Origin of the sequence: Tetragenococcus koreensis (assembly GCF_003795145.1) — a bacterium.
Taxonomy (GTDB): Bacteria; Bacillota; Bacilli; order Lactobacillales; family Enterococcaceae; genus Tetragenococcus; species Tetragenococcus koreensis.
In genome coordinates this window covers 2,353,840-2,376,517 of the sequence record NZ_CP027786.1, presented here as the reverse complement: position 1 = coordinate 2,376,517, position 22,678 = coordinate 2,353,840, and the positions used below count along the sequence as shown (strand labels likewise).

The following is a 22,678-nucleotide window of genomic DNA, read 5'->3' as shown; positions in this document are numbered from 1 at the left end:
CCTGTAGAATAATAGTCGACAAAAACCAAATATCCATAGGAGGAACTCACTTGCCTACATCAAATGATATGCAAAATGTACTAGATATTCAAGACAAAAACATGATTTTCGAAGATAACTGCGTGTCTTATGGGATACACAAACAAAAGAAATGTAAATTTATAGACTGTACATTGACTTATATTCCTACGGAATGTAAGAAATGTCAGGAACCAAACAAGGACTTCTCTATCTATAAAAATGGGACTCAGACTTCTAGAATCACTTTTCCAATATCTGGCATTTACCCGACCTATCTTAGAGTGAAAAAGCAGCGGTTCAAGTGTACATCTTGTGAAGCAACATTTACTGCGGAAACACCGATTGTAAAAGAGGCGTGTTTTATCTCTAATTTTATCAAAGCAGAAATACTGGCGAAGTCAGCTGATGCTCGTTCGATCAAGAGCTTGGCAGAAGAGACGAATGTCTCTTCCACAACGATTCAAAGAATCATCAATGAACAGGTGAAGTATTATCGACCTTACTATCATTCATTGCCGGAGAACTTGTCTTTTGATGAGTTTAAGTATGGTAATGGGCAAATGGCTTTTGAGTATATTGATGTCGTAACAGGAACGATACTAGATATTTTAGAAAGCAAAGATACTCGTACAATCAAAGATCACTTCTGTTCTCGATACAGCCAAAACCAGAGAAATCAGGTCAAAACGATTACGACAGACATGAATGCCAGTTACGTCAGCTTCATCCCTGAACTGTTTCCAAACGCTGATATCATTATTGATCGATTTCATATCGTTCAGCTCGTGAACCGAGCGATGAACAAAACACGCGTAAAAGTCATGAATCGACTTCGAACGTCCAATGGAGAAGACCAAAAGAAGTACAGACGACTCAAACGCTTCTGGAAGAAACTACTGAAGAAAGAGTCCGAGTTGTCTTATACTACCTATCAATACTTTCCCATGTTCGGACAGCGTCTGGAATCAGCAATCGTTTCTGAGATGTTGGCGTACGATCCAGAACTAAAAGCAACTTATACAATGTATCAAGCTATTCTTAAAGCCGTCGAACACAATGACTCAAAACAGTTAAGAACTGTTTTAGATCAACCCGCTTCTCCTGAACTATCTGGATACATGAAAACCAGTTTAAAGACGTTGAGCGCTCATTTTCCTCATATCCAAAACACCTTCTATTATCCTTATAACAATGGAAAGATAGAGGGAATCAATAACAAGATCAAAGTATTGAACCGGGTAGCCTATGGTTACGGTAACTTTATTCATTATAAAAATCGCATTATCCTGCACTTCAATTTAAAACCAATCAGAAATAAAATCAAAATGATAGAAAAAGAAAGAGAACATACAGCAGCGTAAGCTCGTTGTACATCCTCTTCCAAAATCTATTATTATTTGACTTTATTCTTTACCAACGTTGTTTGACAGAGAACCTCAATCTTATGATTTTCATCACGATTTGTCATAACTTCGACAAATTTAGGTATTCCATTAAAACAGAAAAATTTATAATCTGTTGGGAAAAGACCTGTGCCATCTTCCAAAAACTCTTCCACAATTATCTTAGGAAACATATACTTATAGTGTGGTTCTAACGAAGTTTTACTATAATCCAATTTTTGCCAAGTTTCCAATTGTGTTTTTATCTTCTTCTTATCAATATAATTTGCGTCATTTACTATGATGATCGTTTTACACGCATTCGATGTTTTGATTACATATTTTGATGGGTACTTATGATAATCCATTTCATCTGGGCTATCATAACTTCCATAAATTTTTGGCAATATTTCTTTTAACCCTTTGTCCTCAATATATTCTCTAACAGTATATTTATCTCCACATTTAACAACTAAAGGATCTTGCCAATAGAATTTTAACCATTGTATTTTTTCGTCAAAAGTTTCTGGGTCGGAAAGTTTCAATTTCACTTTTTTAGTAGCCATAAAATATAATACCCTTAACGAAAAAATTGGAGAAACCTCTTGCATATAATTAAAAATTTTACGTAATATTTTTTTCATAACTAAACCCTAAATTCCATATTTAAGGTTTTAATCTTTAAATTATTGAAGGGCAACCTTATAAACCCTCTAATATCGACCTTCACACTTACTTCTAAAAGCCCTTTATTTTACAATTCCTAATTTCTTATTGACTTACCCCTGCTTTTAATCAATTCAAAAATAGGATTAGCTTTAAGTACTGTCATGAGCACCATATAAACAACTATGCCTATAATGACTTGGATTATAGTTGTTTTTATAGACGCATTCCATCCTGAAGTAGTCCACGTTGTTATTAAATACATCATCAATCCTGAAAGCACACACTTCGTTATCATCATAAAATCGAACTTAAAATGCGTTTCTCGAATAAAGGCATACACACGAGTAATCGTTACAAAAAGTTCTGATAAAATAGTTGCCACAATAGCACCATATATTCCAACTCTTGGGATTAAAATAAAGTTTGTTATAACGCCAACAATAGCTCCATTAATAACTGCCATATTATATACTTTGACCCTATTCATAGGGACTAAGAATTGCCTACCTACAGCAATACCTAAAGGAATAACTACTAACAAAGGGGTAACTAATGGGATAGTCTTAGTTATAAATTCAAATTTTTCGCCAAAAAACCAGGGAACAAATTGAGAAGTAATAGTTAACAACCCAAAAGCTAATGGTATTGAAAAAAACAATTGTAAGTGTAAGCTTTTCTTTAATACGTTTAGAATCTCATTGAATTTGCCCTTAGAGAACAAATTACTCATTTTAGGTAGTAAAACCAAGTCCAATGTCGTAATAAGTGTCACTAGTACACCATTTATTTGCACCGTATTTGAATAAAAGCCAACCTGTGCAGATGTTCCAAGCCAACCAAGCAATGTCTTATTTAAATTAGTGTAAAGCATTATTGCAATTTTAGGGATAAAATATTGTAAAGCGGGAAAGAAATGTTTTTTAATATTTTTGAATGAAACCTTACAAAAAATAATATATTTTCGAACAAATCCCCACATAACGAGTTGAGAAAATAAAATATTAAATCCTTGAATTAATATATATTTATTTAAATCATTTTGATCATTTACAAAAACAAGAATCAGAATAAATGCAACTATTTGACCAGCTAAACTACTCAAACTAGATTTTTTAAAATCTTCCATTCCCATAAAGAACCAAGAAATATCAAAAACAGCAGCAATTATAATCAATGACTGATAATAAAAATAAATTTTATCTTCTGAAAAACTAATAATAATAAAATAAACAAATAATGAACACACAGATATAAAAAAGCTCATAGAAAAAATTTCCCAAAAAGTTCGCGACAAATCTATCTTGTTATCTCTATGTATTGCAATTTGTCTATTTCCATATACTCCTATGCCTAATCCAGCTATTAAAACAAAGTATTGTGCTATAGACCGAGTGTAATTATAGACACCGATACCACTAGGACCTAATGCTTGAGAAACTATCGGTATAGTAATAAATGGTAATAAGATTTTCGTTACCTGAAAAATACTTTGATAAATAAAATTACTTAATGTCTTCTTCAAAAAAATCCTCTATTCTTCCAGCGTTATTTTCAAAAAAGTACGTTTTTCAAAATAATTCCGTATAATTGAAACTTTAAGATTAACAACAATACCTTCATTCAGCTTAATCTCGATAAAAAATGTCCCTTGTATAAACTTTATCTTTTACATCATTTAATTCTGATTCCATACGATTTGAAACAACAACATCAACTATTTCTTTAAATTCATCAAAACTTTCGATCACCCTTGAATTAAAGAACTCTTTTTCAGACAAAGACGGTTCATAAACCACAACTTCGATCCCTTTTGCTTTAATACGCTTCATAATTCCCTGAATCGCCGATTGACGGAAATTATCCGAATTAGCTTTCATTGTTAACCGATAAATCCCGACAACTTCCGGATCTTTTGCGATAATCTGGTCAGCAACAAAGTCTTTTCTTGTGCGATTAGCGTCTACAATCGCCGTCATAATATTTTGTGGTACTTCAGTATAATTGGCTAAAAGTTGCTTTGTATCTTTCGGTAAACAATAGCCTCCATAACCAAATGATGGATTATTATAATGACTTCCAATTCTAGGATCTAGACTGACTCCTTCGATGATTTCTTTCGTGTCCAAACCTCTCGATTCAGCATAAGTATCTAATTCGTTAAAATAAGCTACACGCATCGCAAGGTATGTATTTGAAAATAGCTTAATTGCTTCTGCTTCTGTCGGATGAGTCAATAAGACTTCTACATTTTCTTTAAACACATTCTCTTTAAACATATGCGCTATCTCACGTCCACGATCTGAATCTTCACCCACAATAATTCTGGAAGGATATAAATTATCATATAATGCTTTACCTTCACGTAAAAACTCAGGTGAAAAAATAATATTATCCGTACCAAACTTTGCTTTTGCATCTAAAGTATATCCAACTGGTACTGTTGATTTAATGATGAAAGTGGCATCAGGTCGAATCTCTAGTGCCTTCGTAATCACATCTTCCACTGTTGATGTATTAAAATAATTTCTCTTTTCATCATAATCCGTTGGCGTAGCGATAACTAGATAATCAGCGTATTTTACCGCATCCTCAAAATCATTTGTAAATTCAACACTTAAATCATCACGCTTTAAAAATTCGTGTACTTCTTTATCTTCCAATGGCGACTGTCTTTGTTGAAGCATTTGCACTTTTTCTTCAACAATATCATACGCTTTCACTTCTTCATTCTGGCTCAACAACAACACGTTTGCTAAACCAACATACCCTAACCCAAAAACTGATACCTTCATAATAACCTCCGTATACATAAATTAAATCTGATAATACTCTTTGTACCAATCTACAAATTTTTGCAACCCATCTTCTATAGATGTACTTGGTTTAAAATTAATATCTCTCTCTAAATCAGTTACATCTGCATAGGTCCTCATTACATCTCCTGGTTGCATATCCATATAAATTTTTTCAGCTTCTTTTCCTAATGCAGTCTCTAACGCATTAATAAATCTCATTAAGGGCACTGGGCTATTATTTCCAATATTATAAATTTTATATGGAGCAAAACTTGTACTCAAATCATCTTCGCTTTCATTCCAATCAGGATTAGCCGACGGTGCTAATGGTATTAACTTTTCGATCCCTTCTACAATATCATCAACATATGTAAAGTCTCTCTCCATTTTTCCGTGATTAAATACTTTAATTGGCTTTCCAGATAAAATATTTTGCGTAAAAGAAAAGTAAGCCATATCAGGTCTACCATACGGACCATACACAGTGAAAAATCTCAGGCCAGTGGTTGGAATTTCATATAAATGGCTATAAGCATGGGCCATTAGTTCATTAGATTTTTTTGTAGCTGCATATAAAGAAACTGGATGATCTACATTATGATTGGTGGAAAAAGGAGCTACTTTATTTCCTCCGTAAACCGAGCTTGAGGAAGCATACAATAGATGTTTTACTGGAAAGTGCCGACAAGCTTCTAAAACGTTCATAAACCCAACCAAATTTGAATCTACATAAGCATACGGATTCTCAATTGAATAACGTACTCCAGCTTGTGCTGCTAAGTTAACTACGTATTCAGGTTGATATTTTTCAAAAATGGCCTCCACATCAGTTTTATCTTTTAAATCTACTTTATGGAATGTAAAACCGTGCATTCTTTTTAAAATTTCCAAACGAGAAGTTTTTAAATCTTGTACATAGTAATCATTGAGATTATCGATTCCTATAACTTTATTTCCTTTTTCTAAAATTGCTTTACTTAAATGAAAGCCTATGAAGCCCGCTGCGCCTGTAACTAAAATTCTCATCTGTTGCACCCCTTTATAAGAGAAGTTTATCCTTTTTAAGTTCTAAATTTTTTTCTGAAATTTTCAGGTAACAATCCTGCTAAAAAACGTACACCAACTGCAGGAATATATTGGTATTTACTCATTTTAAAAATATATTCTAATTTTAGCTTTGATCCTACTGTTAAATACCTAACTCTATCTTTCTTTTCAAAACTTTGGTTCGCATGAATTCTTTTACCAGTTAAAATTGAGTCTAAATTATAAACATTCATTCCGTAATACAAATATCTTAACCATAACTCTAAATCAATTTGTGAATTCCTTTTCTCATCATATTTCCCAATCTCTAAAAGTTGTTGTTGTCTAAATAAAACACTACTATGAGTTATTGTATTTTTTTTTAGCAAACCATGATCAATACGTTCGTAAGTTGTCTTTTCTTTGGATCTTAAAGGTATTTCATCATTAAATGTAATAAAATTTGTGGTTAATAAATCACAATCTTCGTGAAGCAACATAAATCGATACTGCATGTACAATTTGTTCGTTAAAAACACATCATCCGAATCAATATTTGCTATAAAAGTGCCTTTGGAATTATCAACAGCCTTGTTTAAAGCTTTTGCTCTGCCAATTTTTCCATAATTAAAATATTTTATATTAGTGTATTTTTTTTGCAACTGGTTAATAATAGTTTTAGTACCATCAGTAGACCCGTCGTCCACAATAAGATGTTCCAAAGTTAGATTGTATGGCAATGTTTGTCGCTGAACAGATTCAACACAATCTTTTATATACTTTTCAGAATTATGAACTGACGTAATAACTGAAATATCCATTTTAAACACTCACTTTCTTTTTAGCTTACAAGATTTCTGTATATATTTCCTTAAAATTGAATAAGAACTGAAAAGTGGTCAGAAACATCGAAAATGTGCATCATCGCCATACAAACAACAATTCCGAAAAGACTCCAAAACAGTTTAAATTTAGACTCCATTTTTATTATTGGATAAAATAACACTATCGGGATTAAAAACCACGAATAAATTGCTAACCTATCTGAAAAACTTATAAAACCTAATAAAAAGAATACTGTCCCATAAATAGCGTATGCTTTAATAACTAATAAATAAAATGAATCGTTAGAAAGATATTTTTTGTAGAAAAATAAACCTAAGAGAAACCAAAAAACACTAAATAAAAGGAAATCTAACCTATTTACTGACCCATACTTTAATAGACTGGAATCTGACGTGTATTGCTGTAAGTAACTTTCTGTATCGTTAATCAGTGAAAATGGGAGTATCGTTACAAGTTTTTGGTTTATATTGAAAACCATCGTTAAAGATGCTAGAAAATAGATATAAACATACTTACTAAGCAAAATACTCATTTTATATAATATAATTATTATAATTCCAATAATAGCGGTCTTATGAAAAGCAGTAGCAATAATAAGAAAAATAATAGCATGTAGATATCTATTTTTTTCTAAATAAACAAGCATTACTAACAAAAAAGCAACTGAGAAACCTTGTCTTAAAATATTATTTAATAAATTATAAAAGCTAAATAAACTTAAATAACCAAACATTACTAATGGAATCTTATTAAACGGAATGGTTTCCTTTAAAGGTTTAATTATTAATAATAAAATTAATAAAGCTGATACAGGAATAAAAAACATATAGGAGGTACTTATTTTAGATAAAAGCCATTGAAAAATAACAAAACCTGGTTCCCATCTTGTTAAGCTCATTGAGTCAGATAGACTCACATTTCCCATAATGTTTAAATATTTCAAATATATTCGCATATCAGCTGTTAATGTGTTAGTTATACCTACTATTAAAGTCAACGCGATCATATAAACAAGGAGCAATTTTGCGTAAAAATTACTTTGAAATGGAGATTTATCAGTAATTAAGTTTAAAATTAAAAGTCCTATAAAAAAATAATAATAGAACACTATTTTCTACCCCCGCTGTATTCTTTTGAAATATATTGTACTTATCTTCTTTGTGAAAATTATTTTATAATAATTTGTTACGAATTTTTCGTAGGTAAGGAAAGCTTTTCCCCTAAAATAAGATCAAATTTATCCGGATTAAATTGAACATAACCAGACCAAGGGTAAAAAGTTAATTCGCCAAAATAAACTTTTTTATTCACATAATACAAGTCTACTCTGACAAAAGGAAAATCTTCAGATAAAATTTTAGCTATATTTACCATTTCTTCGTAACCCTCTGGCTTCGGTACAATATCACCAAAATTATTACGGTCAGTATTCACATCAATATAATTCCAATCAATGTCGTAAATATTCCTTTTATGTCCGGAATGTCTGTCTATGTCAAAAACAACATAACACGGTTTACCATTAAAACAGAAAAATTTATAATCGTTAATCCCCTCGAAACTATTTTCTGTATCTTCAAGATATTCTTCAACAACTACTTTGGGTTTTATATCCTTATATGACCATTCTCTAGCAATTGCAAAAATGTCTCTGTTTAACCAATTATTTAATTTATTTTGTATATTGTTAATGTCTATTGAAAACTTATCTTTACAGATTATATTGGTACCACTTCCATTCGTTGTCTTTATTATAAAATTGTTAGGAAGGTCTTCAATTTTTAGTTTTGTAGGATCATCCGTTACAAAGTATAAGTCAGTAAGCTTATGAGCTAGTCCTTTCATCTTTACGTACTCTCTAACCATATATTTATCGGCACAAACAGTCAGTAAAGGATTTCGATAATTTACTTTATACCATTGTATTTTTTCAGTAAATCTTCTAGGTTTTTTCAAATTAAGTCTTCGTTTCATTTTAATCATATATTGTAGGTTTAATACCCATGTATCTGGAACCCATTTTAAGTAGTGTAATATTTTTATTCGTAAGTCTTTATTTTTTATGATTTTTTTATAATCCATCAGTTATTCTCCAAAATTACATTAATTTCTTCTTGGTAAGCATCAACTATTATTTTTCTATCAAATTCTCTTTCTACTTTCTTCCTTCCAGCTAATCCCATCGCTTTTTTCTCTTCAAAATTCAAGCTCAAAAATTTTTCAACTTTCTCGATTAAGTCATTAGTATCTTCTTGTTCTACTATATAACCATTGACTTCATCGTCTATAATCTCTCTACATCCACTACGATTTGTTGTAATTATAGGTCTACCACATGCAGCACTCTCTAATAAAACATTCGACATTCCTTCTGGATAATAAGTAGGATGAATTGTGCAATGCGAGAACTTATGAAAATTCCTAACATCACTTTGCATTCCATGGTATTTAATAATATTTCTTTGTTGCATTTTCTTTAACACTTTTTCATAAGAATCCTCACAAAATCCGAGAATATGAAATTCAACATTAGGGTATTTTTGCTTTATATACTCTGCCATTCCTAGATACTGATCGATGCCTTTTTCTTTCATGATTCTTGATACAAAAACAAACTTTACTACATCGTCTGGTGGGTAATCCATTAATTGAAAGTGGTTCAAGTTCACTCCTGATCCTGGGAGCAATCTATGTCTTTTTGTAGCAATACCATGTTCCCTAAAGAACTCAAGGTTTTCGGTGTTTTGAAAAAAGACTTTACTTATCTTAGAAAAAGCTATTTTATATAAGGTTAGTGTAATTTTTTGCATGACTCCTTTTTTTTCTAGCGCTGTACCTAAACCTGTTATATTAGCTATACAGGGTATTTTCGCGATTTTGGCAGCCATAGCGCCATAAACATTAGGCTTTATAGTATAAGTTAACACAACATCTGGCTCGTATTTTTTCATTATCTTTTTATAATATAGAAATAATTTCATATCATCCAAAGGGTTCGTGCTATGTCTTTCGATTTTAACCTCATCATAGACACATCCCATTTCAATGAGCTGATCAATTCTTTCACCATAAGGAGAAGAAATAATGACTTGGTAATTTTCTGAAAGTAAATGTTCCACTAATTCTCGTCTAAAGTTATAAATTACAACATCGTGATTTACTAAAAAAAGGACTTTCTTTGCCAAATTATTTCCCCCTCTCCGTTAACTCTATAGATTCTTTAAAATTTCTAATTTGATAATTTTTATAGTAATAACTCAAATGTTGATCATACGCTAAATTTCCAAAAACTTTATTAAAAACGACAAAATAGGTACATCTTTTTATAATAGGATTAAAGATTGAAATTAAAAGCACTTTTTTCCCGTGTACTTTGTTAATAATTCGAACCAACTCACTCGTATTAACAAACTCTTTGTTTTGTGGGAAAAAGAGGCCTTTTTCATTATTAACTATCATCAACTTAATAAACTCACATAAATTATCTATATGTAACATACTTCGTTTATTCGAAAAATTTGGGAAAATTGGGGTTATTTTTGCTAATTTAGCTAACTTAGGGTAATTCCCTTTTGAACCTTTACCATAAATCATAGGGGGGCGGATAACAACAACATTGAAATTATCTGCTTGTAAATTTGCTATTCCCTCTTCTGCTTGTAGCTTGCTATTACCATAAAAATTACTTGGTTTAGGAATAGTCGAAATACTAATAGTCCCATCTGATTTGTCACTGTCCCCATAAACGATAATACTACTCATAAAAATGAATTGTTTAACTCCATCTTTTTTGGCTTTGTTTGCTACTTCAATTGTTAAATCTCTGTTTACCTTATAATAGCGTTCTTCCATCTTTGGATCAGAAGATACATGAGCTATTCCCGCAACGTGAAAGACCACATCAAAGGTTGAAAAATTTAAATTTTTCCAGTTATCGTCTCTTACAGAGATTTTTTCAACATAAAAATTATCATCATCTGCTACCCATTTTTCAAATGAGTTCCCTATATAACTATTCTTCCCCGTAATTAAAATCCGCTTCATTCATCATCAGCCTTTTTCTTTGTGCCCGTTCCGCCTTCTACTACGCCATCGCTTTTCACAATCGAAAGTAGCGTACCTACAAAACATTTAAGATCCATCATAAAGCTGACATTTTCAGTGTACTTTCCATCTAATTGTGCTTTTACAGGTATCTCTAATTCATCGCGGCCGCTAATTTGTGCTAGTCCTGTTAGCCCAGGTTGAGCCTCATTTACTCTATATTTATCTCTTTCTGCAATCAAATCGTATTGGTTCCAAAGCGCAGGGCGAGGACCAATGACGGACATATCGCCTTTTAAAATATTAAATAATTGAGGGAGTTCATCTAAACTGGTTTTTCGCAAGAATTTGCCCACTTTAGTGATAAATGCATCTGGTTTATTTAATAAGTGCGTTGGTATTTCTTTAGGTGTATCATTTTTCATTGTGCGGAATTTATAAATATTAAAATGAACTTTTTCTTTGCCTACACGCTTTTGTTTAAAAATAATAGGACCTTTAGAATCTATTTTGATCGCAAGACAAATGAGTAACAAAATAGGTGAGAGTACGATAACGCCAAGTAGGGCAAGGATAAAATCAATGATTCTTTTTATATATTTTTGATACATTCATTTTCCTCCTCTACTTGTTTGAACTATTGGCAAAACCGACCACTTCGTATGCTAGTTGTTCATCATCTTCTGGTAAATGACTAACAAAATCTAAGACTTTATCTAAGGAATAGCCATTAACATTGCCCACAAAGATCTGATCGTGCACTTGTTCTTCGCTGCGCTCTTTATCTAACAACAACTCTTCATACAATTTTTCTCCAGGACGTATGCCTGTCTCTACGATTTCTATGTCATCTTCAGAGTACCCACTAAGGCGAACCATATTTTTTGCAAGATCGACAATTTTCACGGGTTCGTGCATATCAAGAACAAAGACCTCCCCACCTTTGGCTAAGGCTCCCGATTGAATCACTAAGCGGCTCGCCTCTGGAATCGTCATGAAATAGCGGGTCATACGAAAATCGGTCACCGTAAGTGGACCGCCATTGGCTAACTGTTCACGGAAAAGCGGAATGACACTGCCGCGTGAGCCTAGGACATTGCCAAAACGTACGGCGGAAAACATCGTCGTACCCTCTTCATTCATCCCTGTCACGATCATTTCTGCAATACGTTTCGTTGCCCCCATAACATTCGGTGGATTGTTGGCTTTATCGGTAGAAACCATGACAAAGTGTTCGACTGCGTTAGCTTTCGCTGCTTCTGCTACATTTTTCGTCCCATAAATGTTATTTTTTACCGCTTCTTTTGGGTTAAATTCCATTAGAGGAACATGCTTATGAGCTGCGGCATGGTAGACAATTTCTGGTTGATATTTCTTCATAACTTCAAAGATTTTTTCACGATTTTGCACATCGGCAATAATAGGAACAATCTCGGTCGTTTGGTTTTTATATCGACTATTCAGTTCTCGATGAATGAGATAAATCGAATTTTCTCCATGACCCAACAAGACCAATTGACGTGGGTTAAATTTAATCACTTGTCGCGTAATCTCAGAGCCAATCGAACCGCCCGCTCCTGTGACCAAAATCGTTTTACCAGTAATTTGATCTTTAATCGAATCCACATCTAATTCAGCTTCATCCCGACCTAATAGATCAACCACATCGATTTCTTTTAACTTGGAAATGTTAATTTTTCCCGCAGCCAACTCTTCCATTGACGGCATGGTATTCACCGTTACTTGGTTATTTTCCAATAAGTCAAAAATCTCGCGCAGTTTTTTTCTGGGTAAAGAAGGCATGGCGATTGTCACCATATCAATATTATATTTTTGTATTAACTGCGGCAGATCTTTGATTTTCCCCAACACTTTTACATTTGATAAATACACATTTTGTTTATTGGGGTCATCATCGACAAAGCCTACCACGTGAATGTCTGTAGCTGTTTTAGAGCCTAAAAAGGAATTATATAGGACTCGTCCGCCTTCACCTGCGCCAATAATCAACGTTTGTTTAACGGGCTGGTCTTTATCTGCGGGGCGCATATTTCTTCGTTCGACAAATAAACGCCACGCTAAACGGCTCAAATAATGAAAAAAGCCGATAATATGTAGGTAAATAAAATAAGCCGTTTGCTGAAAGCCTCACTAAAACTTATCAAATAAATGGCATTCCCAATAGCGGTACAAGTGGTTGCTAAAAGGATCGCTATGATTTCTCTTAAATTCGTATAGCGATTAATTCGAGTAAACACTCGAAAGGCCCAACCAAAAATTAAATACAGCACCATACTGGAAATTAATAAACGTCCAATAAAAGAAGCAGGGATCAAAATAAATGGATTTAAAAAGTAATACCCTGCGATTGTCGCAAAGACAATAAGCGCTAAATCAACCCCAATTAAAACCGCAATTTTCCTTTTCCGTGTTAAGGCAAACACACCAACATCTCCTTAAAACAAACCAAACTTTCTCTTTTTCACTTTTTCCGGGGACGGATAACTCACCTGATCCCCGTTGACCAAATCTTTGGCTACTTGTTGCATTAATTCTGCTTTTTCCTTTCCCATTAACTCATAAGCTTCTTTTAGATGAAACTTGCGTTTATGAACGCCGTGCGCATCAGAAGCCATCATTTGTACTAAGTTATGTTCTACCATCTCTTGAGCAGTCTTTTGAATGGATTTCCCAAATGTTCCTACCAAACTTGGCGCAGTCAACTGGGCTAAACAGCCCATCTCCAAATAAGGAAGCAAGCGATTGGGATCTTCCCTAAATTTAGCGTTACGTTCCGGATGAACAATCACCGGTACTTTTCCCTTTGTTCTTAATTCGAAAAACAGCTCTTCGGTGTAAGCTGGGATATCCATCGTAGGAAGCTCGATTAATAAGTAAGTATCTCCTAAATCAGTAAAAAGGATCTGATCGTTATTGATTTCTTGCAATAACTCTCCTGAAATACGAACCTCTTGTCCTTCGAATAAGGTTAATGCAATCTGCTCTTTGTCTAATTCTGCCTGCAACAAAGCGACGGCTTGAACCACCGTCGCTTTTGAGTTTTCGTAACGTCCATTATTATGATGGGGCGTGCATAGGATATGTGTAATCCCTTGTGATACAGCTTCTTTAGCCATCGCTAGACTTGTTCCCATACTATCCGCGCCATCATCGATGCCTGGAAGGATATGACAATGTAGATCGATCATCACAAACATCCTCCTCTAATCGGAATAATAATAGTAAGCTTTGTCTTTATCTTGCTCGCTGCCATTATAAATGACGCCGAGCACACGAGCTTTGACTAAAGCTAATAGTTCTTTCGCTTTGTTTAATGCATCCTTGCGCGTCCAGTTTTCTCGTACGACCAGTAAGGTACCGTCTGCTTTAGAAGACATAATTTGCGCATCAGTCACAGTAACCACCGGCGGCATATCAAAAATGACGATATCAAATAGATTACGCGCTTCTTCCATGATTTGTGTCATCTTAGCAGATCCTAATAACTCTGAAGGATTCGGTGGCTTAGGCCCGCTAGTTAATATAGAAAAATTCTCCACTGTGGTTTTTTGTGCCATTTCTTCTGGACTTACTCCAGTACTTAACACCGTACTTAAACCAGCTTCATTACTTAATTGAAAGGTTTTATGAATCGTCGGTTTACGCATATCTGCATCTACTAACAGTACCTTTTGCCCAGCTTGTGCAAATACCACCGCTAAATTCGCAGAAGTTAATGACTTCCCTTCGCTAGGACCAGAAGAAGTGACCACTAACGTTTTTACTCGCTGATCCGCCGAGGAAGCAAATTGAATATTTGTCCGAATTGTACGGTATTGTTCTGCTACAGGAGAAGAAGGATCAATTAAAGAAACTAGGCTAACTGGACTAGACTGCGTTGTTTTTCGTTCTTTTTTTATCATCAATTTCCCCTCCTATACGCGAGTGCGACTACGACGTCCGCCGCTACTTGTGTTATTATCCTGATCATCTGACCGCTGCGTGTCGCGTAGTTTTTGTGTTGTCGCTTCGATTTCTTTTTGGCTCATTTTCGGTACATTCCCTAAAACAGTTAGACCCAAAGTATCGGTAACATAACGGCTGTCTTTCACCGTTCGGTCTAAAACTTCTCTTAAGAAAGCTAGGGCAATCCCCACCAAAAGTCCTAAAATAAGCCCAATAGCTAGGTTCAAAGTATTATTCGGCGACACTGGACGATTACTTGCTGTTGCCCGAGAGACGATCGTAATTTTATCAACGTTGGTTAACACGTCTTGAACGGTGTCTTGAAAAACTTCCGCTGCTGTATTTGCGATATGTTCGGCGTCTGCTGCCGTTTCTCCAGTTGCCACAATCGAGAACATTTGCGATTCTTCGGATTGTTCGACTTCCATGCTGTCTTTAATTTCGCGGATGGTCATCTCTAAATCATACTCAGAAGCAAGGCGGTCTTGAACAGTGCTTGCCAATGCATCGCCTTCTTCAATAATATCCTTATAAGTGTTTAGCATCTGTAAATTGTAATTCACGGTATTTAGGTTTTCATCCGTGCCCTCATCCTGTGGTAGTGCCACAATCATCTGCGCCCGGGAGCTGTACTGCGGTGTCATAATGAAAAAAGTTACGATCGCAGCTAAAGCAAGTCCAGCAAACATGCTGGTTAAAATCATTGCGTAGCGTTGTTTTAATATATCAAATATTTCTCTTAAACTAATCGTCTCTTCCATTTTTTCTCCACTTTCTATTTGGTATTACTGTAATTGGTCTTGTAAAGCCTCTTGAACCTCTTGCAATTCGTTTTCATCTACCCGTTGGTAAGAAACGCCATCTTGCATGAAGCCTTCTCCTTGTAGTTGCAATTGGTCTATATTTGAAAAGGCATTGCGATAATCAAGAGCAATCGTACGCATATTTGAAAAGCTTAAATCAGTTTTCATGTTGCCCTCTAAAGCATCCAAAATACTGCGATATTGAGTTGCTCCTGAAAGGGACAAAGCTTTATCTACCACGGCTTCCACCACAGCCCGTTGCCGTCCTTGACGACCATAATCTCCTTCTGGATCATCGTGACGCATCCGTAAATAGCCCAAGGCTTGATCGCCATTTAAATGAATTTTACCGAATTCATAATTATAGTCATCAAAGGTAAATTCCAAATCATTATTTACATCCACGCCACCCACAGCGTCAACTAATTCTTTAATACCTTTCATGTTAATCGAAACATAGTGGTCAATTGGAATATCCAAGAACTCACTGGCCGTATCCATTGCCATGGAAGTTCCACCAAAAGCATAAGCATGGTTGATTTTATCTTGCTTATCTTCGCCCACAATATCTACATAAGTATCCCGCGGAATACTCACTAAAGTGGATTTATTTTCTTGCGGATTCACTGTTGCGACCATTAAAGTATCCGAACGGCCTTGTTCCTCTCGTCCTAAATCACCACTATCAATTCCTAGTAACAAGATACTAAAGGGATCTTCATCACTAAAATCGATATTACGCGAATTATCACGATCAACATTTTCATAAGTATTGCCCACAGAACCAGACACATCTAAATATACTTTGACAGCTACTCCAACAATTGCTAAGACTAAAATAAGTACAACGATTAATAACGCGCGGAAAACTTTTTTTCCACGACTTGTTTTCTTGTGGCTTCTTCTTGCCATATCATTTTCCTCCATTTAAGTGAAGCAATGAATTAATACGCTTCAGTATCTTCTGGTTCTGTTGGTACACCTTGTTCAACATAAATCGTTTCATCTTCAACATTTACGTTTGCCTCTGCGCTTTCGGCCGCAGCGCCTTCAGTCGAAACACCGAATCGTTCGCCTAGTTCATCCGCTGCTTCTTCAAATTTATCATGTTGCTTTTGGTTGCGGACTTGCTCGATTTGTTCAGATAATGTTGCATACTGATCATAGCTGAACTCTTCTTCTTTATAGGTTGCCAGCTTTTCTTGGATTTCATTTATTGCTTGTACTTGATCTGATGCACTTGATAAGTAGGATTGGACGATATCCATCCATTGGTCTTCCGCAAAAAAGCCAAGCTCTTCGGTAATATCACTGACCTCTTCATTTTTAAGATCATCTTTTACCACCGCAGAATCTTCAAACTTTTGCCAACTCGGAACTTCTTCGGTAAAAAGTGAATCAACTTCATTTTGTACCTGAAGCTTATCTGTGACATCTGCCAAACTATCAGCAACAACTTCCTTTTCTTTTGCTAAGTCTTGCATATCCGCAGGCAAGGATTCTTCTTTAATTTGAAAATCTTCTGCTGTCACTTTCACCCGATCAAGATCTGTTCTTAATTTGTCTACTTCAGCTGACGTTGTTTCTGCTTTGAGAAGCTCTTTTTCATCATCTGTATAAAGCTCATTGACTTGTTTTTCTAAGTCATTTAGTACTGCTTTTTCATTTGATTGTGCTGCATTCGCATAAGCTACTCGTTGTTGATATTGCTTTTGGTTTGATACATAGTAACCACCTACACAAATCCCCAGTGCAAGAACCGCTGCTATCAGCACACTGGCATGTTTTAAAAATGGCTTCTCCATTAATTAATAAACACCCCTTTTATCACAAAACATAAACTTGCTTATATTATAAAAAGTAAGTAACCCTATAAACATACCTAGTATACATAAATTCCTTAAAAATAAAAAGGGGTATTTATGCTAGAATCTTTTGCGCTGCTTCATTTTTTTCGTAAAAAAGATAAAAAAAGAAATAAAAAGAAGAAAATCCACGTTTTTTCCCATTTTAATAAGGAAAAATAAACGTTTTCTTTTTTTCTTGAACAGTCTTTCTTTAAAAAAGAGCGCACGAAAGACACGGGTAAAAATACACCGTGTTTTTTTATGATGGCGAGAGTTACGCCGCGGGTCGTTTTTCTTGGGCTAAGGCGCGTTTTTTCTTCGCTAACATCAAGCAAAATGTGGTGGTCACATGCAATTTCATTTTCGCTAAGCCCCGTATCCGATGATCTTCAAAGAGATAATCGCGGTCGATCCGGCCGTTAACCCGTTCCACGGCGGAGCGCTCGTTATAATAACGTTGAAATTTTTTCGAATCCCGCCCGATCAAGTTAAAGACCCGTGGATCTTCGGCGCGTGGAATCGAAACCCGATGAATCCCCGCCCCATTTTTCGGATGCGTTTCATAACGAAGGGTGTCCGAAGCGGCATGATACCCCTTGTATTGCGCTCGGATAAGCTTTCCTCGATGGCTCACATAATAAACTTCACCTTTATAAGTATAAACGAAGTCGGTATCTTGATATTGTCGGGTGCTTTCTCCTTGCCAATGATTTACGATATCGATGATCGGCTTCATCCCTCGATCTTCAATGATCTCGCGTAATTTTCCTCCGTCATAGCCTTTATCTGCGGATAAATGGTCGCAACGTTCCGCCAGCCAGGAAGGCATTTGGGCCACCATTTCCTTAGCCACCGTTTTTTCCCCATTCGCCGCGGGTGTTACTCGAAATAAAAGGGGCAACTCATATCTGGCATCGGCGATTAGATGCACGCGATAACCATAAAACCAAGCGGATTTTGTTTGGATTTTCCCTTCTTTTGTCGTAGAGGTATAAGACTTTTGGGTATAATTGGCATCGTGATCTCGGCGCCCTCGCATTTTTTCTTTTTTGGCGGTCTTTGGGCATAGGCTTCAATAATTTTGCCATCCAAAGCTAAGCTTTCGCCGAGGTCGGAGAGCGCTTCTTGTAGCTCCTCGGTCATATGGGCAAATAGGGCGTCGAGCAGGTCTTGAACATCGATCAGTCGCCTTTGAAATCGTGTGAAAGCTGAAGGACTAGGAGCTAAACTTTTGCGGCCGTTTTTTCGATTGTAGCGTGGTTCAAGATGACAAGCATGACGTAAAAAAGGATTCCGCTCAAGTTCATTGATTAACTCCGTGGGCCCTTGATGATGGAAGACAAACATCGCAATCCAGCAGCGAAACATCGCGTCGTTCGGCCAATCATCGCGTCCGCTCGCACGTCGGTCATCTAATTCCTGGATCAAGTGCTGGTAAGGGATCTGATTTAATAGAGCTTCAAACTCTTGAAGCGGTCCGCAATCAAAATCTTCAAATAAGTTGATATTGTATGGTACAATAGTTTCAGAATTCATAAGAAAAGCCTCCTATTTAGTTTTGTCGTTACTACTATTATAGTGGAAATCGCTCGATTTGTCGGCTTTTCTTATGATTCTTTTTTCTATTTTCATTTATACCGTGAAATTCTAAAAAAATAGAAATCGGAAAGGCCAAATCCTCATTTCATAGGGTTTTACCTTCCGATTTCTTTTTTATTACAATCGTTAATCCTTGTAAGACAAGGACTTTCAACATCGCGATTTATTCATGCTAGAAAAATTTTTTTGTGAAATTTATTGATTAAAAAAACGAAGGTTTGATAAAAACACTATTTTATCTTTTATTTAATAACGTTTACAAATGACCTGGTATCAGTAATACAAAAGGTAATTGTTTCATTTTATTTTTTCACATTTTAATAAATAGGTAAATTACAATCAATAACGTTTTTTATTGTCAGAATAATCTGTATTAGGCTTTATTTTAGGGAAATACTCTACTTTTGAATATCGTCATAACATTTTTTATTGATAAAATTGATGGTTGAAATTTCTTTGTGAAAATATTTTACGCTGTTGTTTTATTTAACTGAAAAAAATAACGTCAGTAAAAGTCAAATTTTTTTGACTTTCGTACAAAAAATCAGCTAGATGTCATTACCTAACTGATTTTTTGTGTTTTTTTATTTCAACACTTCCAATGGATCAAGCAGTTGGTTCTGTTCTAAATTTTGCGAACGATTGATTTCAAAATGTACATGAGAGCCAGTACTGTGACCCGTGCTGCCTGCTAATGCAATCGTTTCGCCTTGATTGACTATCTGGCCGGCTTGAGCTAAATTTTGTTTACAATGAGCGTACAAGGTTGTCAATCCATCTGGATGCAGAATTGTCACATAGTTTCCCCAAGACGGGTGATACTCCGAGCGTGTTACTTGTCCTTCTTTTGCCGCTATAATGTCTGTTCCTTGTTTTACCGCTAAATCAATTCCTCGATGAAATCCTTGCTCACGCCTGCCATAAGTAGAAGTAATAATAGCATCATCCGTTGGAAGAATATAGTCGCTTTCCTCGTTTCCAATGTTTTTGGCCTCGTCATACTTTGTTAAATGATATGTTTCAATTAGATTATCTAGTTTTTCCTGGTAATGAGGGTCTGTCGCATAACGGCCGGTCAGAAATCGTGTTGCCTCTGTATAGTCCCTCGTTTCTGTTTTCCAAGTTCCTTGATAAAATATTGGATCATAAGATAAGCCGTTTTTCATTAATTTGGCGTAGTCCTTTAATGATGCTTCATAGTTTTCATATTGGCAAAAAGTAGCATGAGTAGTATACATTTGACCCTTTCCATCACTTTCCTGTGTTGGTAAAGAAACGCCGTGACCTTCATATTGGCCTTTAATACCAAAAATATTAAAATAAGGAACTTGACTTAGCTGACTTTGTCCACTGCCCGATTCTAAAGTCGCTTGTGCGATCATCACTGAAGCATACAAGTCCTCTTTTTGTCCAATTTCACGCGCAGTCTCCCCAATTTGTTCAATAAAATTTAACGTCACATCTTCTGTTTTTTCTTTAGAGGGTGAGATATTACCAGTGCTTATTTCTATTTGCTGGGCGTTCGGTTGACTTTTCTCTTTGACTAATGCTGCTTGTTCTGCCATTATCGTAATTTCATCAGCTGCCACCAAATTTGTCGTGCTAAATCCTAACGGTATGGTAAATAACCACAATAACTTCCACTGCATTTTTTGTTTCAATGACGAGGCCTCCTTAATATTTTTGTTGGTACATAATGAAGTACGCAAAAAAAGCGCGTTTCTTTTTTAATTACCAAAAAAGTTTTAGCTAAGGGGCTCAGTTTTTTCATTACAAAAATAGTTATTGATTGTATAGTTGCTAGTTTTCCCTTATAATGAGCGATAATTGTATTCCTAACAAGGAGGAAAAGTATGGAACAAAAACGGCATCATCGACTCATTCAATTTTTAGGAGGCAAAACTTCCTATTATGTACTTGGTTTAATTATTCTAAGTGCCATTGCAATTTTTCTCGTGAATAAAGTCTCATTTATATTTGTCCCTTTTATTACAATTTTAGTCTCATTTCTACCCCCAATGATTTTCGCTGTCATTATTTATTATATATTTAAACCTTTTGTTACTTGGGTAGAAAAGAAAATATCACGTACTTGGGCGGTCACCTTAATTTATGTCTTAGCTGTTTTACTGATTGGTGTATTGGGATTTTTCGGAATTCGTTCACTGGTACAAGAAGGCCAAGAATTCGTAGAACAATTTCCTTCTATGCTCGATAGTGTGCAAGAAAATTTCCGCGCGATCGTCGGACAATTACCTTTCCAAGACCAACTGGATGAATTAGCCAGTTCAGCAAATGATTTAATTCAAAGCACTCTTTCAGCCTTAGGCGACAATTGGCAAAAAGGGTTATCTGGTTTAGGCAGCGTCTTCTCCGCAGTATCTGCGACAGCTATGACTTTATTTATCGGACCCGTACTGGCATTTTTCTTATTAAAAGATACCGAAAAATTCTCTGAATCAGTATTAAAAATTGTCCCGCCAAACTTTCGGGAAGATTTCAAAATGTTGGTCAAAAAAAGTGACGAACAACTTAGCGCTTATTTAAAAGGACAACTCGTTTCCAGTGCTGTTTTAGGGTTAATGTACTGGGGAACGTTCTTGTTGATTGGCTTAAATTATGCAACTGTAATGGCCTTTTTAGTCGGGCTTTTAAGTCTTGTGCCTTATATTGGCTCTTTTATTACCTTTTTCCCTGGTTTAATCATTGCTTTCCAACAATCATTTTTAGAAGCAGTGATCTTTGTGGTTGCTTGGTTTGTGATTCAAGCGCTCCATGGTAACTTCGTAATGCCACAAGTGATGGGGGATAAATTACAATTACACTTCCTTACGATTTTATTAGTCGTACTGGTGATGGGAGATTTGCTCGGCTTTGTCGGCGTTTTATTTGGGATTCCCATTTACAGCCTACTTAAAATCGGCGTACAATACATCTTCGAACGCTTTAAAAGACGGTATAATCGTTTCTTTAGCGAAGATAAAGGCAGCTATGAAACACAAGAAGATAAACAAAGTGAATGATGATTTAGAAAGCCAAGCGGCTAAAGCTGCTTGGCTTTTTTTGGCACAAAAATAGCGCTGGCAAAATTTTCCCAACGCTGAAAGAGAGCTTATAAAAAATTCTTCATTATTATTCGTTTTGAACTCAATAGTTGTTTGCATACTATTTAAAAGTCGCGATACAAGTGTAAAAGACGGATTCATGTCCGCATTTCCGATTTTTGAAATGGTCACACGATTAACGTCTGATAACCCTGCTTACTTAGGTTGCGTTAACCCATTTTTTTACGAATTTGACGAACGATCTGAGCAAGCTGGTAATCGTATCTTCTTCTCGCATCGCCTGCTTAAAGCTTGGATCATTTTACGAATACTGATCAATATAGTGATCTACTTTGCTCATTTTTCTCGACCTCCTCTCTTATTTTTTGCAAAACAGACGCTTCGTATTATCTATCCCTCTTCAAATTGCAGCCTATAAGCTACGCTTTATCAATTTATTTATAATTACTACTTACAATAAATAAAACCAAATATTCGGGTAATAAATTGATTTTGACCCAAACATTTGAAAAATATACTTTCTTGATTTGCCTTAGTGTCATTATAAAAATAGAAAAGATTGTCGCAAATGTGCATACAATGAGTACAAAAGTGACAATCTTTTTCTCATCACCA

Annotated in this window: 20 protein-coding genes and 1 pseudogene; 2 read left to right on the top strand and 19 right to left on the bottom strand. The window is 35.3% G+C overall.

Going from position 1 to position 22,678, the window contains the following annotated elements; genetic code table 11:
* Positions 1-50: 50 nt before the first annotated feature.
* Positions 51-1,382 carry an ISL3 family transposase gene (locus C7K43_RS11365; protein WP_124006901.1) on the top strand — a complete coding sequence of 444 codons (1,332 nt, stop codon included), beginning with the start codon at positions 51-53 and terminating at the stop codon, positions 1,380-1,382.
* A gap of 32 nt (positions 1,383-1,414) precedes the next feature.
* On the opposite strand, the gene C7K43_RS11360 is transcribed toward C7K43_RS11365, so the two are convergent.
* From C7K43_RS11360 to C7K43_RS11270, 19 genes and pseudogenes are all read right to left on the bottom strand, one after another.
* A complete protein-coding gene (locus C7K43_RS11360; RefSeq protein WP_124006937.1) occupies positions 1,415-2,047 on the bottom strand; it encodes an ATP-grasp fold amidoligase family protein in 633 nt (210 codons plus the stop codon).
* Positions 2,048-2,166: 119 nt separating this feature from the next.
* Positions 2,167-3,594, bottom strand: coding sequence for an oligosaccharide flippase family protein (locus C7K43_RS11355; RefSeq protein WP_124006936.1), 1,428 nt, complete (start codon positions 3,592-3,594; stop codon positions 2,167-2,169).
* A 103-nt stretch (positions 3,595-3,697) separates the two neighbouring features.
* Complete coding sequence (locus C7K43_RS11350; protein ID WP_124006935.1) at positions 3,698-4,864, bottom strand: nucleotide sugar dehydrogenase; 1,167 nt, start codon at positions 4,862-4,864, stop codon at positions 3,698-3,700.
* Between the two features lie 21 nt (positions 4,865-4,885).
* Positions 4,886-5,893, bottom strand: coding sequence for an NAD-dependent epimerase (locus C7K43_RS11345; protein WP_124006934.1), 1,008 nt, complete (start codon positions 5,891-5,893; stop codon positions 4,886-4,888).
* 35 nt (positions 5,894-5,928) lie between these two features.
* A complete protein-coding gene (locus C7K43_RS11340; protein WP_124006933.1) occupies positions 5,929-6,714 on the bottom strand; it encodes a glycosyltransferase family 2 protein in 786 nt (261 codons plus the stop codon).
* 50 nt (positions 6,715-6,764) lie between these two features.
* Positions 6,765-7,847 carry an EpsG family protein gene (locus C7K43_RS11335; RefSeq protein ID WP_124006932.1) on the bottom strand — a complete coding sequence of 361 codons (1,083 nt, stop codon included), beginning with the start codon at positions 7,845-7,847 and terminating at the stop codon, positions 6,765-6,767.
* A gap of 77 nt (positions 7,848-7,924) precedes the next feature.
* Positions 7,925-8,821: an ATP-grasp fold amidoligase family protein gene (locus C7K43_RS11330; RefSeq protein WP_186810725.1), complete on the bottom strand. Its 897-nt coding sequence runs from the start codon at positions 8,819-8,821 to the stop codon at positions 7,925-7,927.
* The gene (locus C7K43_RS11325; protein ID WP_124006931.1) at positions 8,821-9,924 is read right to left on the bottom strand and encodes a glycosyltransferase family 4 protein; all 1,104 of its coding nucleotides are present in this window, start codon (positions 9,922-9,924) and stop codon (positions 8,821-8,823) included. The genes C7K43_RS11330 and C7K43_RS11325 overlap by 1 nt, the downstream gene beginning before the upstream one ends.
* 1 nt (position 9,925) lies before the next feature.
* Positions 9,926-10,783 carry an NAD-dependent epimerase/dehydratase family protein gene (locus C7K43_RS11320; protein ID WP_124006930.1) on the bottom strand — a complete coding sequence of 286 codons (858 nt, stop codon included), beginning with the start codon at positions 10,781-10,783 and terminating at the stop codon, positions 9,926-9,928.
* Entirely contained in the window at positions 10,780-11,394 is a 615-nt protein-coding gene (locus C7K43_RS11315) for a sugar transferase (RefSeq protein ID WP_124006929.1), read from the bottom strand. The genes C7K43_RS11320 and C7K43_RS11315 overlap by 4 nt, the downstream gene beginning before the upstream one ends.
* Positions 11,395-11,407: 13 nt before the next feature.
* Positions 11,408-13,227 (bottom strand): annotated as a pseudogene (locus C7K43_RS11310) (polysaccharide biosynthesis protein).
* A gap of 12 nt (positions 13,228-13,239) precedes the next feature.
* Positions 13,240-13,992, bottom strand: a complete 753-nt coding sequence (locus tag C7K43_RS11305) for a tyrosine-protein phosphatase (RefSeq protein ID WP_124006928.1) — start codon at positions 13,990-13,992, stop codon at positions 13,240-13,242.
* Positions 13,993-14,007: 15 nt separating this feature from the next.
* Positions 14,008-14,706 (bottom strand): CpsD/CapB family tyrosine-protein kinase, encoded by a 699-nt coding sequence (locus C7K43_RS11300; RefSeq protein ID WP_124006927.1) that lies wholly within the window; start codon positions 14,704-14,706, stop codon positions 14,008-14,010.
* A gap of 12 nt (positions 14,707-14,718) precedes the next feature.
* Positions 14,719-15,510, bottom strand: coding sequence for a YveK family protein (locus tag C7K43_RS11295; RefSeq protein ID WP_124006926.1), 792 nt, complete (start codon positions 15,508-15,510; stop codon positions 14,719-14,721).
* Between the two features lie 24 nt (positions 15,511-15,534).
* Positions 15,535-16,464, bottom strand: a complete 930-nt coding sequence (locus tag C7K43_RS11290) for an LCP family glycopolymer transferase (protein WP_124006925.1) — start codon at positions 16,462-16,464, stop codon at positions 15,535-15,537.
* A 32-nt stretch (positions 16,465-16,496) separates the two neighbouring features.
* Positions 16,497-17,357, bottom strand: a complete 861-nt coding sequence (locus C7K43_RS11285) for a hypothetical protein (protein WP_124006924.1) — start codon at positions 17,355-17,357, stop codon at positions 16,497-16,499.
* 316 nt (positions 17,358-17,673) lie between these two features.
* Positions 17,674-18,438 carry a transposase gene (locus C7K43_RS11280; protein WP_124006923.1) on the bottom strand — a complete coding sequence of 255 codons (765 nt, stop codon included), beginning with the start codon at positions 18,436-18,438 and terminating at the stop codon, positions 17,674-17,676.
* Positions 18,321-18,935: a transposase gene (locus C7K43_RS11275; protein ID WP_124006922.1), complete on the bottom strand. Its 615-nt coding sequence runs from the start codon at positions 18,933-18,935 to the stop codon at positions 18,321-18,323. Before C7K43_RS11275 ends, C7K43_RS11280 begins: the two co-directional genes overlap by 118 nt.
* A 647-nt stretch (positions 18,936-19,582) precedes the next feature.
* Positions 19,583-20,659: a glucosaminidase domain-containing protein gene (locus C7K43_RS11270; protein ID WP_226996660.1), complete on the bottom strand. Its 1,077-nt coding sequence runs from the start codon at positions 20,657-20,659 to the stop codon at positions 19,583-19,585.
* A gap of 192 nt (positions 20,660-20,851) precedes the next feature.
* Between C7K43_RS11270 and C7K43_RS11265 the strand changes: the two genes are divergently transcribed.
* Positions 20,852-22,021, top strand: a complete 1,170-nt coding sequence (locus C7K43_RS11265) for an AI-2E family transporter (RefSeq protein ID WP_124006921.1) — start codon at positions 20,852-20,854, stop codon at positions 22,019-22,021.
* The last annotated feature ends 657 nt before the right edge of the window (positions 22,022-22,678 follow it).

Excerpts from the sequence above, each read along its gene's own strand:
- C7K43_RS11360 (WP_124006937.1), bottom strand. The coding sequence starts at position 2,047 with ATGAAAAAAATATTACGTAAAATTTTTAATTATATGCAAGAGGTTTCT.
- C7K43_RS11350 (WP_124006935.1), bottom strand. The coding sequence starts at position 4,864 with ATGAAGGTATCAGTTTTTGGGTTAGGGTATGTTGGTTTAGCAAACGTG.
- C7K43_RS11345 (WP_124006934.1), bottom strand. The coding sequence starts at position 5,893 with ATGAGAATTTTAGTTACAGGCGCAGCGGGCTTCATAGGCTTTCATTTA.
- C7K43_RS11340 (WP_124006933.1), bottom strand. The coding sequence starts at position 6,714 with ATGGATATTTCAGTTATTACGTCAGTTCATAATTCTGAAAAGTATATA.
- C7K43_RS11330 (WP_186810725.1), bottom strand. The coding sequence starts at position 8,821 with ATGGATTATAAAAAAATCATAAAAAATAAAGACTTACGAATAAAAATA.
- C7K43_RS11320 (WP_124006930.1), bottom strand. The coding sequence starts at position 10,783 with ATGAAGCGGATTTTAATTACGGGGAAGAATAGTTATATAGGGAACTCA.
- C7K43_RS11315 (WP_124006929.1), bottom strand. The coding sequence starts at position 11,394 with ATGTATCAAAAATATATAAAAAGAATCATTGATTTTATCCTTGCCCTA.
- C7K43_RS11305 (WP_124006928.1), bottom strand. The coding sequence starts at position 13,992 with ATGATCGATCTACATTGTCATATCCTTCCAGGCATCGATGATGGCGCG.
- C7K43_RS11300 (WP_124006927.1), bottom strand. The coding sequence starts at position 14,706 with ATGATAAAAAAAGAACGAAAAACAACGCAGTCTAGTCCAGTTAGCCTA.
- C7K43_RS11295 (WP_124006926.1), bottom strand. The coding sequence starts at position 15,510 with ATGGAAGAGACGATTAGTTTAAGAGAAATATTTGATATATTAAAACAA.
- C7K43_RS11290 (WP_124006925.1), bottom strand. The coding sequence starts at position 16,464 with ATGGCAAGAAGAAGCCACAAGAAAACAAGTCGTGGAAAAAAAGTTTTC.
- C7K43_RS11285 (WP_124006924.1), bottom strand. The coding sequence starts at position 17,357 with ATGGAGAAGCCATTTTTAAAACATGCCAGTGTGCTGATAGCAGCGGTT.
- C7K43_RS11280 (WP_124006923.1), bottom strand. The coding sequence starts at position 18,438 with ATGCGAGGGCGCCGAGATCACGATGCCAATTATACCCAAAAGTCTTAT.
- C7K43_RS11275 (WP_124006922.1), bottom strand. The coding sequence starts at position 18,935 with ATGAATTCTGAAACTATTGTACCATACAATATCAACTTATTTGAAGAT.
- C7K43_RS11265 (WP_124006921.1), top strand. The coding sequence starts at position 20,852 with ATGGAACAAAAACGGCATCATCGACTCATTCAATTTTTAGGAGGCAAA.